Origin of the sequence: Rhizorhapis sp. (genome assembly GCF_035276005.1) — a bacterium.
GTDB lineage: Bacteria > Pseudomonadota > Alphaproteobacteria > Sphingomonadales > Sphingomonadaceae > Rhizorhapis.
Map to the genome: position 1 here is coordinate 33060 of NZ_DATEMB010000040.1, position 14249 is coordinate 47308.

Below are 14249 nucleotides of genomic sequence, written 5' to 3' on the forward strand. Positions count from 1 at the left end.
CTCTTCGTTTCTTCAATGCTTGGCGCAAGGTAAATGGCTGCTGCCAGTGCCTTGGCGCGGGAAGCCGGTCCGCTACTGGATTGAGTCCGTCCTGTCAACGGCTTTGGGAGGCTGGAGGGACATTTCAGCGCGCATTTATCCAAGCCAGGTGAGGATGGCAGTGATCGTCAGCACCGATAGGCTGGTGGAGAGCAGGATGGTGCCCGATGTCACCTTGCCGTCCCTTGCATAGAATTCCGCGACCATGAAAGGCCCGGTGCCGGTCGGCAGGGCGGCAATCATGATCGCCATCACGGCCACCTGCTGCGGAAGATGCAATAGATAAAACGCTGTTACGGCAGTGATCGCAGGGTGCAGGATCAGCTTGATGACGGTCAATGCAATGACGAAGGGATTGCCCGCCGCTTCTTTCAGAGGACGGAGCGAGAGGAACAGGCCAATTGCCACGAGCGCGGCGGGGCTGGCTGCAGAGCCCAGAAGGGAGACGAAGGTATCGACGGGCTGAGGCAGGGCGAGGCCGGTAAGCCACCATAGCAATCCGGCAGAAGGCGACATGACGATCGGATTGGTAAGGAGCGATCGAAGGACTTTTGCAGCCATTATGTGCCCCTTCTGCCCTTGCTGCTGTGCCAGCTCGATAAGGACGATCCCGGCCGCGAACAGCGCCATCAGGGTCAGCGTCGCTGCGATGATGACAAAGGGCCGGCTGGTTTCGCCGAAGATCAGGAACATCAATGGAAGGCCGATATAGGCCGAGTTGGAATAGGATCCATTGAGGCCATCCACGCTCATGTCGGCAAGGCTTAGGCCCCGGGCCTTGCCCACCAGCAATCCTGCCGCGAAGACTGCGAAGCTTCCGATCACCGACGCGGCCACGAAGCCGGGATGCCAGACTGCCCTCCAGTCCGTCGTGGCGACAGTCCCGAACATGAGGCAGGGCAGGGCGAGCCAGACGACAAACCGGTTGAGTTCCCGGCTTGCAGCTTCCCCCATAAGCCCTGCCTTGCCGCTGAGATAACCGGCGAGGATGATCAGGAAGACGGGAAGGATGATGAGGGCGGTGGAAAGCATGGCTGCCCGCCCTAAATGTTTCGGCTGCGGTTGCCAATGCGGGGTGCGCCGCATAGATGGAGTGGCATGAGGATCAAATCCGCTTTCCACATGCTGGCATTATTCCTGGCGGGATGCGCCGGGGGCGCCAGCGGCGATTATCCTTCGCTCGCCAGGCGGCCGATCGAATCGCAGGGCAGCGAGATCGCAAGCCCCACTCCAACCGAAGTGCAGGAAGACCCGGTCCTTGCAAAGCAGGTCGAGGGCCTTGTGGAAAAGGCGCGGGCGGGAGCGGCAGCCTTTGACGCTGGACTCCCCAAGGCGCGGCAACAGGTGGATGCAGCGGCGGGATCCGCTGTCTCAAGCGAAGCCTGGGTGACAGCGGAACTGGCAATCTCCACGCTGGAGAGCAACCGTTATGACAGCGTGTTTGCGCTTGCCAGCCTGGACACGCTGTATGTCAGCCGGATGAATGCGATTGCTGCGGGCGAGGCGAAAACCGGTGGCGACGTCGTTGACCGGGCGCGGGCGGACGTGGTCGCAATCGTGGATCGCCAGAATGACACTTTGGACGCGCTGAGGAACCGGCTGGCGACGCCCTGAATTTCATGGCCCCGCAAATGGGCTTAGACCGTCGCGATATAGACCCGGTTCCGTCCATCCGCCTTTGCATCGTACATGGCGGCGTCGGCGGCACGTAGCGCTTCGCGCGAGTCTTCATAAGCCGCCACATTGGCGATGCCGGCAGAGAAGGTAACCCGGTCCAGCCGCTCGCCTGTGGTCTTGTTGACGAGCGTGCGCTGCGAAAGATCGATTCGCGCGGCGTCCACGATCTCGCATGCGGCCTTGGTGGATTGCCCTTCGAACAGCATCACGAACTCTTCGCCGCCGTGCCGGGCGACATGGCAGGTATCATTGGAGATGTCGGCAAGCAGCTTGCCAACGAACTTCAGGATGCGGTCGCCGACATCATGTCCATGGACGTCGTTGATCTGCTTGAAATGATCGATGTCGCAAAAGGCGACGCTGAGAGCCTTGCCGCTCGCCTGCGCCCGCGCGGCGGCCTCCCTGAGAATGGCTTCGAAAGCACGGCGGTTGGGAAGGCCGGTGAGATGATCCTGCTCCGCCACCTTGCGGGCATGATCCAGATTCTTCTTGAGCAACCGCGTCTGCTTCTGGCTTTCGCGCATTTGCGCTTCGACGGCGCGGCTCTTGTCGATCATCGATTGCGTGAGGGCGATGAGCTGGCTCATCACTGGCCCGGCCTTTCCGGGAATGGCGAGATCCCGGACTTGTGCCTGCAACTGATCGCCATAATGATTGGCCTCGTGCTGCGACATCTTTACGAGGTCCGAAAGCTGGCCGAGATTGGCTTCTACTGAATCCAGCATTTCGTTCATGGCTTCCGGTGTGATCTCGTCCTGGCTGGCTTCGGCCAATATGGTTTCAGCCTGACTGTTGGTCAGCTTGCCCTTTTCCATGATGATCGCGCGCACGGCCTGCTCGATCGCCCGGTCGTTGCCGGTCACATAATCATAGGCAAGGCCGAAATTGAGCGGCGTCAGATCAAGGTCGTGCGCGAACATGAATTCGCCGATTTCCTGATAGAGCCGGGCGCGGCGCTGTTCGAGGCGGTCGAAGCGAGGCTGGACCCCTGCTTCCTCCTCCACTTCCTGGCCATTTGAAAGCAGGCCGCCCAGCCATTGCGACAGGCGCCCGCGCGGGGCCGCGGCTACAGTCTTTGCGTGCCCGGCCCTGATCGATGTTGCCTCATATCCCATGCCGCGAAGAACGGTAACGGAGACGTCATGTTTAATGCGGCGCAAGTAATTTTTTGTGGGGCCCAGTGTCGCGAAGCCCGCGAATATCAGCCGAATTTCGATCACCGTTATTGCATAGCGTTCTGCGATAAAGGGGGCGCCGAAATTAGGGACCCTAAATGTCGGCGCTGGTCAGCCAATCGTGGAATATCTTCACTGCTCGGTTCTGCAGTGCCTTGGGCCGGCAGACGAACCAGTAGCGATAGGGGCTTTCGACCGGCACATCGAATAGCCGCACGATGCGGTCGTCCTTTGCCTGGTGAAAATGGCTTGCATGCATGAAGGCGACGCCAAGTCCCTGGGCCACAGCTTCAAGCATCAGCGGACCGGAATCGAAATTGTCGACCGCGGCGGGTTCCAGGTCAGGCAGACCCGCCGCTTGCTTCCAGGCATCGAAACTGGCTGGCATCTCCCGATGGATCAGGATCGTCATCTTGCCAATCTGTTCTGCCTTGGTGATGGCATTTGGGCCATGGACCAGATCGCGAGAGGCGATGAGATAGACTTCGTCGCGGTCGAGTTCGTGGGCATAGAGCGACGGTTCCACGTCCTCTGCCAGGACAATGGCTGCATCCAACCCCTCGCCCAGGCGGGAAATGCTGTGAGGGGTGGTTTCGACATCGAGGTGCAGATTGGGATGCAGACGCCGCAGCTCGCCCATGCGCGGAAAAAGACGCTGGCTGGCAAACAGCGGGAGGACGCCCAGCCTGAGGCGCATCTGATTATTGTCTTTCTGAACCTCTTCCACCGCAATCGAAAGGACATCCAGCGCCGGGGCGATATTTGACAGCAGCCGCTGGCCATCCGGGTTGAGTTCCAGCGCCTGGTGCTTGCGATCGAACAGCGGGCGGCCAATGAACCGTTCGAGAGCTTGCACCCGGCGGCTGAGGGCCGGAGTCGAAAGGGCGAGTTCCTCTGCAGCCGCCTTCACCGACCCGAGTCGGGCAACCTGAACAAAGGCTTCGAGAGCCGTCAGAGGTGGCAATCGCCGCATCTAATTCCTTCTAATAGCTGCGCTTTATTGCGGTGCGTCATCAATCACACACCCGCAGAGCTTTATTTAGCATGAACGCAGGCCCATAAAACCAGGCCAGGGCTCAATGCTCCCTGGTTGCAGACTTTGCAACCACTCTTGGTTCTTTCGCAATTGCGCAAACGCCCCTTGCGGCGCATCAGGCGCGGGCCTTTTCAGGCATCCTCTCCTAACTACTTCCAGGGCCGGTCCTGTACCGGCCCATTTTTTTTGGCACTTAAAGGTCTTGATCGAAGTTTTCAAAGATCATGGACATTTTGGGCCTTAAAGCGCGTTCATCTGATCCTATCTTCCACGTAACAATCCTAAAATCGGGGGTAGCATGGCAGACGAACAGCAGGATGGCCAAAAGCTGCAGGTGGCAAATGCGCGGCCGGAGGACAGCGGACGTGGCCTTGCGCGCATGTCCCGGGCGACGATGGCGGCACTGGGCCTGGCGGAAGGCGACATCGTTGAGATTATCGGCAGGCGGACCACCGCTGCCCGGGCGGTTGCCCCCTACAAGGAAGATGAGGGGCTGGAGTTGCTTCGTATCGACGGCCTTCAGCGTGCCAATGCCGGAGTAGGATCCGGCGACTTTGTCGTGGTCCGGAAGGCGGATTCCCGGCCGGCGCAGCGAGTTGTCTTCGCCCCGGCCCAACAGAATCTGCGGCTGCAGGGAAGCCCCTATGGGCTGAAACGGAGCTTTTTCCACCGGCCGCTGACCGCTGGGGATGTCGTTGCAACAACCGGACAGCAGCAGGTAGACCGCGGCGACATGCCGCCGCAATTGCAGCAGATGCTGGCCGCGCCGGCCTATGCGCTGCAAGAAATCCGCCTTGCAGTAGTGAGCACGGTGCCCAAGGGGATCGTTCATATCGAGGCCGATACCGAGGTTGAACTGCGGCCCGAATATGAGGAGCCAAGAGAGCATCGCCGCGCCGATGTCACCTATGATGATGTGGGGGGCATGGCGGAGACCATCGACCAGCTCCGCGAAATGGTGGAGCTCCCGCTGCGCTATCCCGAGCTATTTCAGCGCCTGGGCGTCGATCCGCCCCGCGGCGTCCTGCTTCATGGCCCCCCAGGCACCGGTAAGACGCGTCTTGCCCGGGCGGTGGCCAATGAAAGCGATGCCGAGTTCTTCCTGATCAACGGGCCCGAAATCATGGGTTCGGCCTATGGGGAGTCGGAAAAAAAACTGCGCGAGATATTCGACGCAGCCACCAAGGCGGCTCCCAGCATCCTTTTCATCGATGAGATCGATTCGATTGCCCCCAAGCGCGGTCAGGTGACCGGTGAGACCGAAAAGCGGCTGGTGGCACAGTTGCTGACGCTGATGGACGGTCTTGAGGCACGCACCAATCTGGTGGTGATCGCTGCCACCAACCGTCCAGAGGCGATCGACGAGGCGCTGCGGCGGCCCGGCCGTTTCGACCGGGAAATCGTTGTTGGAGTGCCGGATGAGCGGGGAAGGCGCGAAATCCTGGGTATCCACACACGCGGCATGCCGCTCGGCGACAGGGTCGACCTGGCAGAGCTTGCCCGGACGACCTTTGGCTTTGTCGGAGCCGACCTGGCGGCGCTGGCCCGCGAAGCTGCGATCGAGGCGGTGCGGCGGATCATGCCGCGGCTCAATCTGGAAGAAGGCACCATTCCGCCCGAGGTGCTCGATGACCTATATGTCTCACGCGAGGATTTCCTCGAAGCGCTGAAACGAGTCCAGCCATCGGCCATGCGCGAAGTGATGGTGCAGGCGCCCACTGTCCGCTGGGATGATGTCGGGGGCCTGGACGATGCCCGCATGCGATTGCAGGAAGGCGTCGAATTGCCCCTGAAGGACCCGGATGCGTTCCGCCGGATCGGCATTCGTCCGGCGAAGGGCTTCCTGCTCTATGGCCCGCCCGGCACCGGCAAGACCTTGCTGGCGAAGGCGGTCGCGCGTGAGGCGCAGGCCAATTTCATTGCGACCAAGTCATCCGATCTGCTCAGCAAATGGTATGGCGAAAGCGAGCAGCAGATCGCACGCCTGTTCGCGAGAGCCAGGCAGGTGGCCCCGACGGTGATCTTCATCGACGAACTGGACAGCCTTGTTCCCGCGCGGGGCGGCGGTCTTGGCGAGCCGCAGGTGACCGAACGGGTGGTCAACACCATCCTCGCCGAAATGGACGGGCTTGAGGAATTGCAGTCGGTAGTGGTGATCGGCGCCACCAACCGCCCCAATCTGGTGGACCCGGCGCTACTGCGGCCCGGCCGTTTTGACGAGCTGGTCTATGTGGGCGTGCCTGACGCTGCCGGGCGGAGGCGCATCCTTGGCATCCACACGGCGAAGATGCCGCTGGAGGACGACGTTGACCTGGACGATCTGGCGGCGCGGACGGAGCGTTTCACTGGCGCGGATTTGGAGGACCTGGTCCGCCGTGCTGGCCTTTATGCACTGCGCCAGTCGCTCGACGTGCAACGGGTCAGCATGAGCCACTTCGAACGGGGCTTGGCCGATACCCGCGCCTCAGTGACGCCCGAGATGGAAAAGGAATATGAAACCATCGAAGCGAAGCTCAAGCAGAATGCCCTGACGCTCAATCCCATCGGCTTTATCGCTCCTGGAATGCTGACACCAAGGGGTGAGAAGGAGTGAGCTTCAAGAGCGCATAAAGGCAAAGCAGGATCATGGCGGCCCCGGCCATGTAATAGGGCAGGGGCCGCCCTAGCTCGTACAGTCCGACGCCGATGGACGGGCCGAGGATGAAGGCGGCGCCGTTGATGGACGTGACCTTTCCGGCGACCGAGCTTTGCGCCGCGCCGCTCACCGCGAGGGATGCCCCGGCGGTAAAGCCGGGACGAACGAAGCCGAAGCCAAGCGATGAAAGCGCAAAGGCAACCGCGAGGCCATAAAGGCTGGTGGCAAAACCGATGCTGACGCAACCGGCCGCAGCCAAGACGCAGCCCCAGAGCACGAGTTGGCGTGGGGCAAGGTTCAATAGCGGAATGATGCCCCATTGGGCGAGCAGCGCGGCTCCCGCCCCGATCATCAGAACGATGCCGATAGCCTGTTGCGCCTCATCAAGGGGCAGGGCGAGGCGGTCGATGATGAGGAAGCCCATGGCTTGCCCAGTCATGGCCTGGGCGTGGCCTGCGATCAGTCCGACCAGGATCCAGATGAAGATGCGCGGATCGCGCCAGCCGACCTGCTCGGTCCTGCCGCCGATCGCGGCGGTGACGGTGGCGCCGGTCCCTTGGCCACCAATGGAGGGATAGCCCGCCATGGCGCCGCCCGCGCCGCCGTCCACCGGCAGGGCTGGCAGCATCCTGAGCGCCCAGAACAGGACCAGGGCACCCAATGCGGCGAAGACATAGGCGGGTCCTGCCAGACCGGCATAGGGGAAGACGAAAAAGGGTGCGAGCGCAGGCCCCAGAATGGTTCCGAGGCCAAAGGCCGATGCCAGCAATGTAAGCGCGCGGGTCCGCTCCTCCGGTTTGGTGCGCGCCGCCACCATTGCCTGTGCCGCAGGCGGCGCCGCAGAGCCCAGGCTGCCATAGATGAGGCGGGAGACGATCAACGCCCCGAAGGTGGCGAGCGGGGTGATCCAGCCCATGATGCCCGCCGTCAATATGACGCCACTGAGGCCGACCGACGCGATGAAGCCGCCAAGGCCCAGCAGCAGCATCCGCCGCGTGCCGTGCCGTTCCGACCGGCGCGCCCAATAAGGCGCCGATATCGTCCAGATCAGCGCCGAGACGGAAAAGGCAGCAGCGACAGCGGTGTCCGCCAGCCCCAGCGACCGGCCAATGGCGGGCAGAACCGACTGCAGCGCGGTATTCCCCGCTGCCACCGTCAGCATCACGAGGAAAAGCAAAGGGAAATCAGATCGCACTATCGGGGAACCTTCTGGGCCCGGCGTAATTTGCTTCTGACAACAAGCTCATAAGCTTAAAGGCCCTTTCTTCCATTTGTCGCAACCAAGGCCAGCCATATCGGGGAAAGGTGACGTGCACACTTGAAAACCGGCCTGGGATTTGCCACGGCTTCTGCCTTAGAGAATAAATGACGGATACGGAATGAGCATCTCACGCGCTGAACAGCTTCGCAGTTCGAACAATCTTCTGGTCCGGTTTTCGAGATTTCTGGGTCCTTGGGGCCTGTTCTTCCGGGGCTTTCTGAAACATCCGGTCATGGTGGGATCGGTCATTCCTTCATCGCCAACGCTGATCCGCTCGATGCTGAAGCCGGTGGACTGGCAGAATGTGAAGCTGTTCGTGGAATATGGACCCGGTGTGGGCACGTTCTGCCGGCCGGTGCTGGAACGGATGCGGCCCGACGCGATGCTGATCGCGATCGATACGAATGAGGAATTCGTCGACTATCTGAACGGCGACATCGCCGACAGCCGCTTTCTGGCGGTCCACGGTTCGGCTGCGGATGTGCGGCGGATCATTGCCGAACATGGTTTCGAGCATGCGGACTACATCCTGTCTGGCCTGCCCTTCTCCACGCTGCCGCGCGGCGTCGGCCCCGCCATTGCGCGCGAAACCGAGGCCGCCTTGCGGCCGGGCGGCGCGTTCCTCGTCTATCAATATTCGCCCAAGGTACGGAAATTCATCGCGCCGCATTTCAGCGAGATCGATGAGGGTTTTGAATTGTGGAACATCCCGCCCTGCCAACTCTATTGGGCGTGGAAGGATGCACCCGCCGAGGAACTTGCGGCATAAGGATTGGTGGGCTGGACAAGGGTTCCAGCCAGATCATCAATCTTCGTCCACGTCCCGCATGTGCGCCGGGAAGTTGAGCCTGCGCGTTACCGTATAGTCCACCACGGACACCATGCCGTAGCTGATCCAGCCGAGCAGGCGGGTGAACGGTCCCGTCCGGCGGCGATGCAGTTCTTGCGTGATTTCCTGGCAGTCCTTCACGTCCCGGTCGATGAAAGCACGAATCTGGCCGGCGAAGGCGGCATTCTTGATCCGCAGCATCAATTCCAGGTTGATGAACAGGCTGCGCATGTCGAAATTGGCCGATCCGATATAGACGATGTCGTCGATGACGATCAGCTTCATGTGCAGTTTGCACGGCAGGAATTCGTAAATCTTCACCCGGTTGCGAATGAGCCGGGCGTACAGCCAGCGCGCCGCCGCTATGGTGGTCGTATTGTCGGACTTGGATGCCGTTACGAGGCGCACTTCTCCCCGCATGCCGAGGGCCGTCAGCCGCCGCAACATACCGCGTGAGGGGGAAAAATAGGCCTGGACCATGTCGCAGTGCCTGCCCCGCTCCAGATCATGCTTCACCGCCTGGGCCCAAGGACTAAGCCGCACCGGGCCTCCGAGCAGCCAGGTGAAAGTGCCTTCCTTTTTGGGCCAGAAGCGAATCAGGCGGCGCAGCGCCGAATAGCGCTGCTTGGGCGCCATCACCCAGTCAGCCAGCGCGTCGAACCAGCGTTCGGCCTCCGCGACCTGAGGTCCTTCGAGATAAAGGCCCAGGTCGCGCCAGGCATTGTCCTCGGGCGTGCCGAAATAATGTTTCGAGATGTTGAAGCCGCCGGTCAGCATGCGCTTGCCGTCGGCAATGGCGATCTTCTGATGATTGCGGATCAGATAACGGGTGGAGCGGCGATTGCCGAAGACGCCAAACCGCCCGCCTGCATCCTGGAAAGGCTGGAAGAAGCGGAGATCGGCATTGGAGGAACCGAAGCTGTCGATCATCAAGGTGACGGCAATGCCGCGGTGAAGCGCGCCCAGCAGCCGGTCCATGACCCACTGGCCATAATCGTCGCTCTCGAACATATAGAAATAGAGCTTCAGATAATGGCGTGCGCCGCCGATGAGGTGCAGCAGCTCCGAAAGACGTCCCGGCCCGGTGTCGATCAGGTGAAGGCGGTTGCCCTCTATTTCGGCAGATACACAGGGGGGCCGTGGGGACATGTCGGCGGACATGGACATAGCATGCCCCTTTTTCGAAAGACTTGCAAAGCCTGCAAGAGCTGTGGGGTGGCCATGGGTCCTGCTTTTCATTGACTCTGGCGGGTACGGCTGTTAGTCGGACGACTTTCTTTTTTCCGGAATTTTTCAAGGAGCCCGCATGGCCCGCGTTACCGTCGAAGATTGCGTCGACAAGGTTACCAACCGCTTTGACCTCGTCCTGCTCGCCGCGCAGCGCGCGCGGGAAATCAGCGGCGGCGCTGAACTTACTCTTGATCGGGACCGCGACAAGAATCCCGTCGTTGCCCTGCGCGAAATCGCTGAGGAAACGGTTCAGCCCGACGATCTTCAGGATTCCCTGATCAGCGGTCTGCAGAAGGTGCAGATCGATGACGACGACATGCCTGACGAAATCGGTTCGATTGCCCAGTCGGCGGAGGCGCTGCGCCTCACCGCCGCCGCACCGCCGCGCAACCAGAATATTGGCGGCGACTACGACGCCTGAGCTTCAAGAGCTAATAGGGGAGGACAAGGGCTCGGCCGGATGGCCGGGCCCTTATTCTATTTGGGGGAAGTTCCCTCCCGGTCGATGAGGGACTGGAAGTTGGTTGTATTGAAAAGAAACCCTGTTTCGGAACCAAAATGACGGTCGCGCCATTTCCTTAGAACTGCTCCAAGGGAGACGTCCCGATGAATAGGCAATGCTTGCTCGTTCTGTGCCTTCCGCTGTTCACCGTTCCCCAGGCATTTGCGCAGGAGCAGGCACTGCCAGCCGTCGATCCCCGTGCAGACAGCGTGACCATCGGGGTGGGCGGAGCCTATGTGCCGAGCTATGAGGGGTCGGATGACTATTCCGTGACCCCTGGCGCACTTGTGCGGGGACGGATTTCGGGCATCGCCTTCTTCACCCGCGGCACCAATCTTTTCGTGGACGTCTTTCCCGATCGCGATGAGGACGGGTGGGACATCGAACTTGGGCCAGCCGCCAATCTGCGCCTGGACCGGACGGGCGGCATCAAGGATCCGCAGGTCAGGGCGCTTGGCAAGCTGGACGAAGCGTTCGAACTTGGCGGCTGGGCAGGGATTGGCAAGGCCGGCGTGTTCACTAGCGCCTATGACAACCTGTCCTTTCGCGTGAGCTATCTTCGCGACCTGGGCAATGTGCACGACAGCTATGTGATCTCGCCTAGCCTCGAATATGGAACGCCGCTCAGCAGTACGGCTTATGCGGGGGTGTCGGTGTCCGCCGATTATGTGGGCAAAGGCTATGGCCGGACCTATTTCGGGGTGACGCCAGTCGGCGCGGCGGCAAGTGGCTTGTCGCCCTACAGCGTCGATGACAGCGGCTTCAAGAATGTCCGCCTGGGCGGCTTTTTCATGCACAGCCTGACTGGTGACCTGATACGGGGCGGGCTCAGTATCGGAGCAGGTGTCAGTTATTCGCGGCTGCTCGGAAAATATGCCGATAGCCCCGTCGTGGCGGAAGCCGGCGATGCGGATCAATGGATGGCGGCTGCCGGACTTGCCTATACGTTCTGAACTCATGCGGCGTGCGCTGGCTTATCGGTTCGCCCTGACCTGGTTGCCTGAAAAGAAGTGAGAGGCTTCGACAAACACGGGGCGAACGCGGCGAGGGGGTAGCGAAAGGCCACCTTCACTGTTTCCATTCCCTTACCCGACAAAAGCCGGTAGGGGCTGGTCCCATGCAGAATACTCTCCTCGTCATGGCGGGCGGTGCGATGGGCGCGGCTTGCCGGTACCAGCTTGGGCGGCTGATGACGCATGTCATGGGTCCCGGCTATCCTTGGGGGACCCTGACGGCGAATGTGCTGGGCGGGCTCGCTATGGGCTTGCTGGCCGGCATATTGGCCCGGTTCGTCGATGGGGGAGAGCAGATCAGGCTGTTCGTGGCCGTAGGGGTGCTCGGTGGATTTACAACTTTTTCGTCATTCAGCCTGGAAGTGGTGCTGATGTTGCAGCGCGGACAGATGGTGATGGGGCTCGGCTATATTACTGCTTCGGTTATTGGAGCGGTCGGCATGATGGCGCTGGGCCTTCTCGTGGTGAGGGCCCTGGCATGAGGCCGCCGCGTAAACCTGCTGCCAGGCCTGCCGCGCCCAAGGGACGGGCAAGGGGCGCTCCCAAGGCGGCCGCTGCCCGCAAGGCTGCTGCGGCACCCAAGTCACCCACGAAAAGGGCAGCTGCGAAAAAGCCTGAGAAGGCGGCGGCAAAGCCCGCGGTGTTGCAGGATGTGCGGCAATTCCGGGTTCAGGCCGATGATGACGGCATCCGGCTCGACCGCTGGTTCAAGCGCCACTTGCCGGACATCGGCTTCAACCTGGTATCGCGTTGGGCGCGGACAGGGCAGCTTCGCGTGGATGGCGCTCGCGCCACGCCGGGCGACCGGATCGAGGAGGGGCAGGTCATCCGGGTGCCTCCTGCCGAAGCGAAAGCGCCTCCTCCGGCAAAGCGGGTGCGCGTGGTCGATTTGAGCGCCGACGAAATCGCGTTCGCGCAGGAGATGGTAATCCACCGCGATCCGCAGGCCATTGTCGTCAACAAGCCGCCGGGGCTGGCGACGCAGGGCGGGACCAAGACCTCCGAGCATCTGGACGGGCTCCTCGACGCGCTGATCTTTGAGGCGGAGGGGCGGCCGAAGCTGGTTCACCGGCTGGACAAGGACACGTCGGGCGCGCTGGTACTGGCGCGCACTTCGCGCGCGGCTGCCCTTTTTGCGAAAAGCTTCTCCAGCCGGACAGCGCGGAAAGTCTATTGGGCGATCGTCATCGGCGTTCCTTCCATTGATGACGGCATGATCGAGCTGCCCATCGCCAAACAGCCGGGCACCGGCGGCGAGAAGATGCATGTGGATGAGGAGGAGGGCTTGCCCGCCCGGACCCGCTACCGCGTGATCGAACGCGCCGGAAACCGCGCGGCCTGGGTGGAATTGCAGCCTTTCACCGGACGCACGCACCAGTTGCGTGTCCATATGGCGGCGATTGGGCACCCCATCGTCGGCGACGGCAAATATGGCGGCAAGGATGCATTTCTGAGCGGCTCGATCAGCCGCAAGATGCACCTTCACGCCCGCCGCATCCGGATCGACCATCCCGATGGCGGACAGATCGACGTAAAGGCGGAACTGCCCTCGCATTTCGCCCAAAGCCTTGAAAATCTGGGGTTCGATTTGGCCCTCGGCGACTTGCCCCTTGATGAAGGGCGGCCTGAACCCAGCCGGGATCAACTCAAGCAACGGGCTAGGGCGCATGCGAAACAGGTGCGCAAGGAGCGACGGGGAGAGCGCCGGTCGAGGGGACCCAAGTGAACCGTCTTGCCATTTTCGATTGCGACGGCACGCTGGTCGACAGCCAGCACAATATCTGCACCGCCATGGACCGCGCCTTCGAGGCAGTGAAGCTGCCGCCGCCGCCCCGATACCGGACGCTGGCGGTGGTGGGGCTCAGTCTTCCCGAGGCGATGGCTGTCCTGCTGCCGGACGCGGAAGCAGATTTCCACCTGCATGTCGCCCAGCAGTACAAGCAGGTGTTTCAGGCCATGCGCGGAGCGGGGCTGGTGCACGAGCCGCTGTTCGAGGGCATTGCTGATCTGGTCGACCGGCTGGACAGGGAAGGCTGGCTGTTGGGCGTGGCGACGGGCAAGTCGGACCGGGGGCTTCAGCTTTGCTTGTCCCATCACGGCCTTGTGGAGAAGTTCGTGACGCTGCAAACCGCCGACCGCCACCCATCAAAGCCGCACCCCTCGATGATCGAGCAGGCCATGGCCGATGCCGGTGCAGTGATGGAAAGCACGATCATGATCGGGGACACCAGCTTTGACATGGAAATGGCAGTGAACGCCCGCACAAGGGGGCTGGGCGTTGGCTGGGGCTATCATGCGCCCGAAGAACTGATTGCGTCAGGGGCGTTCAGCGTCGCGGTGGACGCGGATGAGCTCTATCGCCATATAGCAGACCATGACTGAGATGGATCAGCAACCGACGCGGGAAGCGGCGGCGAAGCAGCGCTTCTTCGCCATTGGCCTGTTCCGCCTCTCGGGCGTTTTCATCCTGATGTTCGGATTCCTGATCATGCTGGAGAAATTCGCTTTCGTATCGGGTGACAAGGCCAAGCTGATGGGGGCCATCATCGCGACCGTGGGCATGTTCCAGACGATCATTGTGCCGAAAATCCTGGCGCGGGCGTGGCGGACGCCGCCGGTCGACGGTGAAAATCTATGAAGCGATTCTACAAGCGGGCCGAAGTCGCCGCTGAAGGCGAGGGATATGGGATCAGGCTGGACGGCCGCCCGGTCCGAACGCCTGGCCGTGCACCGCTGGTCGTGCCGGCAATGCGTCTGGCAGAGCGCATCGCCCGCGAATGGGCTGAGCAGGGCGAGGAGATCGATCCGCGCGGGATGCGTTTTACCGGCCTTGCCAATGCCGCCATCGACAG

General features: G+C 61.7%; 15 protein-coding genes. 10 read left to right on the forward strand and 5 right to left on the reverse strand.

The annotated features are described in order from the left end of the window. Window positions 1–135: 135 nt before the first annotated feature. Complete coding sequence (locus VJS46_RS09485) at window positions 136–1071, reverse strand: AEC family transporter (protein ID WP_324059784.1); 936 nt, start codon at window positions 1069–1071, stop codon at window positions 136–138. 66 nt (window positions 1072–1137) lie between these two features. On the opposite strand from VJS46_RS09485, the gene VJS46_RS09490 reads away from it, so the two are divergent. Then, complete coding sequence (locus VJS46_RS09490) at window positions 1138–1653, forward strand: hypothetical protein (protein ID WP_324059785.1); 516 nt, start codon at window positions 1138–1140, stop codon at window positions 1651–1653. A gap of 23 nt (window positions 1654–1676) precedes the next feature. Here the strand turns inward: VJS46_RS09490 and VJS46_RS09495 are convergent, their stop codons facing one another. Together VJS46_RS09495 and VJS46_RS09500 are read right to left on the reverse strand one after the other, a co-directional pair. After that, the gene (locus VJS46_RS09495) at window positions 1677–2831 is read right to left on the reverse strand and encodes a GGDEF domain-containing protein (protein WP_324059786.1); all 1155 of its coding nucleotides are present in this window, start codon (window positions 2829–2831) and stop codon (window positions 1677–1679) included. A 154-nt stretch (window positions 2832–2985) separates the two neighbouring features. After that, a complete protein-coding gene (locus tag VJS46_RS09500) occupies window positions 2986–3864 on the reverse strand; it encodes a LysR substrate-binding domain-containing protein (RefSeq protein WP_324059787.1) in 879 nt (292 codons plus the stop codon). Between the two features lie 361 nt (window positions 3865–4225). Here VJS46_RS09500 and VJS46_RS09505 point away from each other — a divergent pair, with 361 nt between their 5' ends. Next, window positions 4226–6520: a CDC48 family AAA ATPase gene (locus VJS46_RS09505; RefSeq protein ID WP_324059788.1), complete on the forward strand. Its 2295-nt coding sequence runs from the start codon at window positions 4226–4228 to the stop codon at window positions 6518–6520. Here the strand turns inward: VJS46_RS09505 and VJS46_RS09510 are convergent. Then, window positions 6477–7724: an MFS transporter gene (locus tag VJS46_RS09510; protein ID WP_324059789.1), complete on the reverse strand. Its 1248-nt coding sequence runs from the start codon at window positions 7722–7724 to the stop codon at window positions 6477–6479. The two genes, VJS46_RS09505 and VJS46_RS09510, sit on opposite strands and share 44 nt — an antisense overlap. A gap of 217 nt (window positions 7725–7941) precedes the next feature. On the opposite strand from VJS46_RS09510, the gene VJS46_RS09515 reads away from it, so the two are divergent. Next, entirely contained in the window at window positions 7942–8592 is a 651-nt protein-coding gene (locus VJS46_RS09515; RefSeq protein WP_324059790.1) for a methyltransferase, read from the forward strand. 36 nt (window positions 8593–8628) lie between these two features. Here the strand turns inward: VJS46_RS09515 and VJS46_RS09520 are convergent, their stop codons facing one another. After that, window positions 8629–9819: a cardiolipin synthase B gene (locus tag VJS46_RS09520; RefSeq protein WP_324059791.1), complete on the reverse strand. Its 1191-nt coding sequence runs from the start codon at window positions 9817–9819 to the stop codon at window positions 8629–8631. 139 nt (window positions 9820–9958) lie between these two features. On the opposite strand from VJS46_RS09520, the gene rpoZ reads away from it, so the two are divergent. The 7 genes from rpoZ to VJS46_RS09555 all read left to right on the forward strand — a co-directional run. Further along, the gene (rpoZ, locus tag VJS46_RS09525) at window positions 9959–10303 is read left to right on the forward strand and encodes a DNA-directed RNA polymerase subunit omega (protein ID WP_324059792.1); all 345 of its coding nucleotides are present in this window, start codon (window positions 9959–9961) and stop codon (window positions 10301–10303) included. 185 nt (window positions 10304–10488) lie between these two features. After that, on the forward strand, window positions 10489–11337 hold the full coding sequence (locus VJS46_RS09530; protein WP_324059793.1) for a MipA/OmpV family protein: 849 nt from the start codon (window positions 10489–10491) through the stop codon (window positions 11335–11337). Window positions 11338–11501: 164 nt separating this feature from the next. Beyond that, window positions 11502–11879, forward strand: a complete 378-nt coding sequence (gene crcB / locus VJS46_RS09535) for a fluoride efflux transporter CrcB (protein WP_324059794.1) — start codon at window positions 11502–11504, stop codon at window positions 11877–11879. Next, the gene (locus VJS46_RS09540) at window positions 11876–13123 is read left to right on the forward strand and encodes an RluA family pseudouridine synthase (protein ID WP_324059795.1); all 1248 of its coding nucleotides are present in this window, start codon (window positions 11876–11878) and stop codon (window positions 13121–13123) included. The genes crcB and VJS46_RS09540 overlap by 4 nt, the downstream gene beginning before the upstream one ends. Further along, window positions 13120–13779: an HAD-IA family hydrolase gene (locus tag VJS46_RS09545; protein WP_324059796.1), complete on the forward strand. Its 660-nt coding sequence runs from the start codon at window positions 13120–13122 to the stop codon at window positions 13777–13779. The genes VJS46_RS09540 and VJS46_RS09545 overlap by 4 nt, the downstream gene beginning before the upstream one ends. Further along, window positions 13772–14035, forward strand: a complete 264-nt coding sequence (locus tag VJS46_RS09550; protein WP_324059797.1) for a hypothetical protein — start codon at window positions 13772–13774, stop codon at window positions 14033–14035. The genes VJS46_RS09545 and VJS46_RS09550 overlap by 8 nt, the downstream gene beginning before the upstream one ends. Then, window positions 14032–14249 (forward strand): ATP12 family chaperone protein (locus tag VJS46_RS09555; protein WP_324059798.1); only part of this gene is annotated, 218 nt, incomplete at its 3' end. The genes VJS46_RS09550 and VJS46_RS09555, both read left to right, overlap by 4 nt.

What these genes read in the sequence shown, in the direction of transcription:
- VJS46_RS09510 (WP_324059789.1), bottom strand. Translation starts at nt 7,724, where the DNA reads ATGCTGACGGTGGCAGCGGGGAATACCGCGCTGCAGTCGGTTCTGCCC.
- VJS46_RS09515 (WP_324059790.1), top strand. Translation starts at nt 7,942, where the DNA reads ATGAGCATCTCACGCGCTGAACAGCTTCGCAGTTCGAACAATCTTCTG.
- VJS46_RS09530 (WP_324059793.1), top strand. Translation starts at nt 10,489, where the DNA reads ATGAATAGGCAATGCTTGCTCGTTCTGTGCCTTCCGCTGTTCACCGTT.
- VJS46_RS09550 (WP_324059797.1), top strand. Translation starts at nt 13,772, where the DNA reads ATGACTGAGATGGATCAGCAACCGACGCGGGAAGCGGCGGCGAAGCAG.
- VJS46_RS09490 (WP_324059785.1), top strand. Translation starts at nt 1,138, where the DNA reads ATGAGGATCAAATCCGCTTTCCACATGCTGGCATTATTCCTGGCGGGA.
- VJS46_RS09505 (WP_324059788.1), top strand. Translation starts at nt 4,226, where the DNA reads ATGGCAGACGAACAGCAGGATGGCCAAAAGCTGCAGGTGGCAAATGCG.
- crcB (WP_324059794.1), top strand. Translation starts at nt 11,502, where the DNA reads ATGCAGAATACTCTCCTCGTCATGGCGGGCGGTGCGATGGGCGCGGCT.
- VJS46_RS09520 (WP_324059791.1), bottom strand. Translation starts at nt 9,819, where the DNA reads ATGTCCATGTCCGCCGACATGTCCCCACGGCCCCCCTGTGTATCTGCC.
- VJS46_RS09540 (WP_324059795.1), top strand. Translation starts at nt 11,876, where the DNA reads ATGAGGCCGCCGCGTAAACCTGCTGCCAGGCCTGCCGCGCCCAAGGGA.
- VJS46_RS09500 (WP_324059787.1), bottom strand. Translation starts at nt 3,864, where the DNA reads ATGCGGCGATTGCCACCTCTGACGGCTCTCGAAGCCTTTGTTCAGGTT.
- rpoZ (WP_324059792.1), top strand. Translation starts at nt 9,959, where the DNA reads ATGGCCCGCGTTACCGTCGAAGATTGCGTCGACAAGGTTACCAACCGC.
- VJS46_RS09495 (WP_324059786.1), bottom strand. Translation starts at nt 2,831, where the DNA reads ATGGGATATGAGGCAACATCGATCAGGGCCGGGCACGCAAAGACTGTA.
- VJS46_RS09485 (WP_324059784.1), bottom strand. Translation starts at nt 1,071, where the DNA reads ATGCTTTCCACCGCCCTCATCATCCTTCCCGTCTTCCTGATCATCCTC.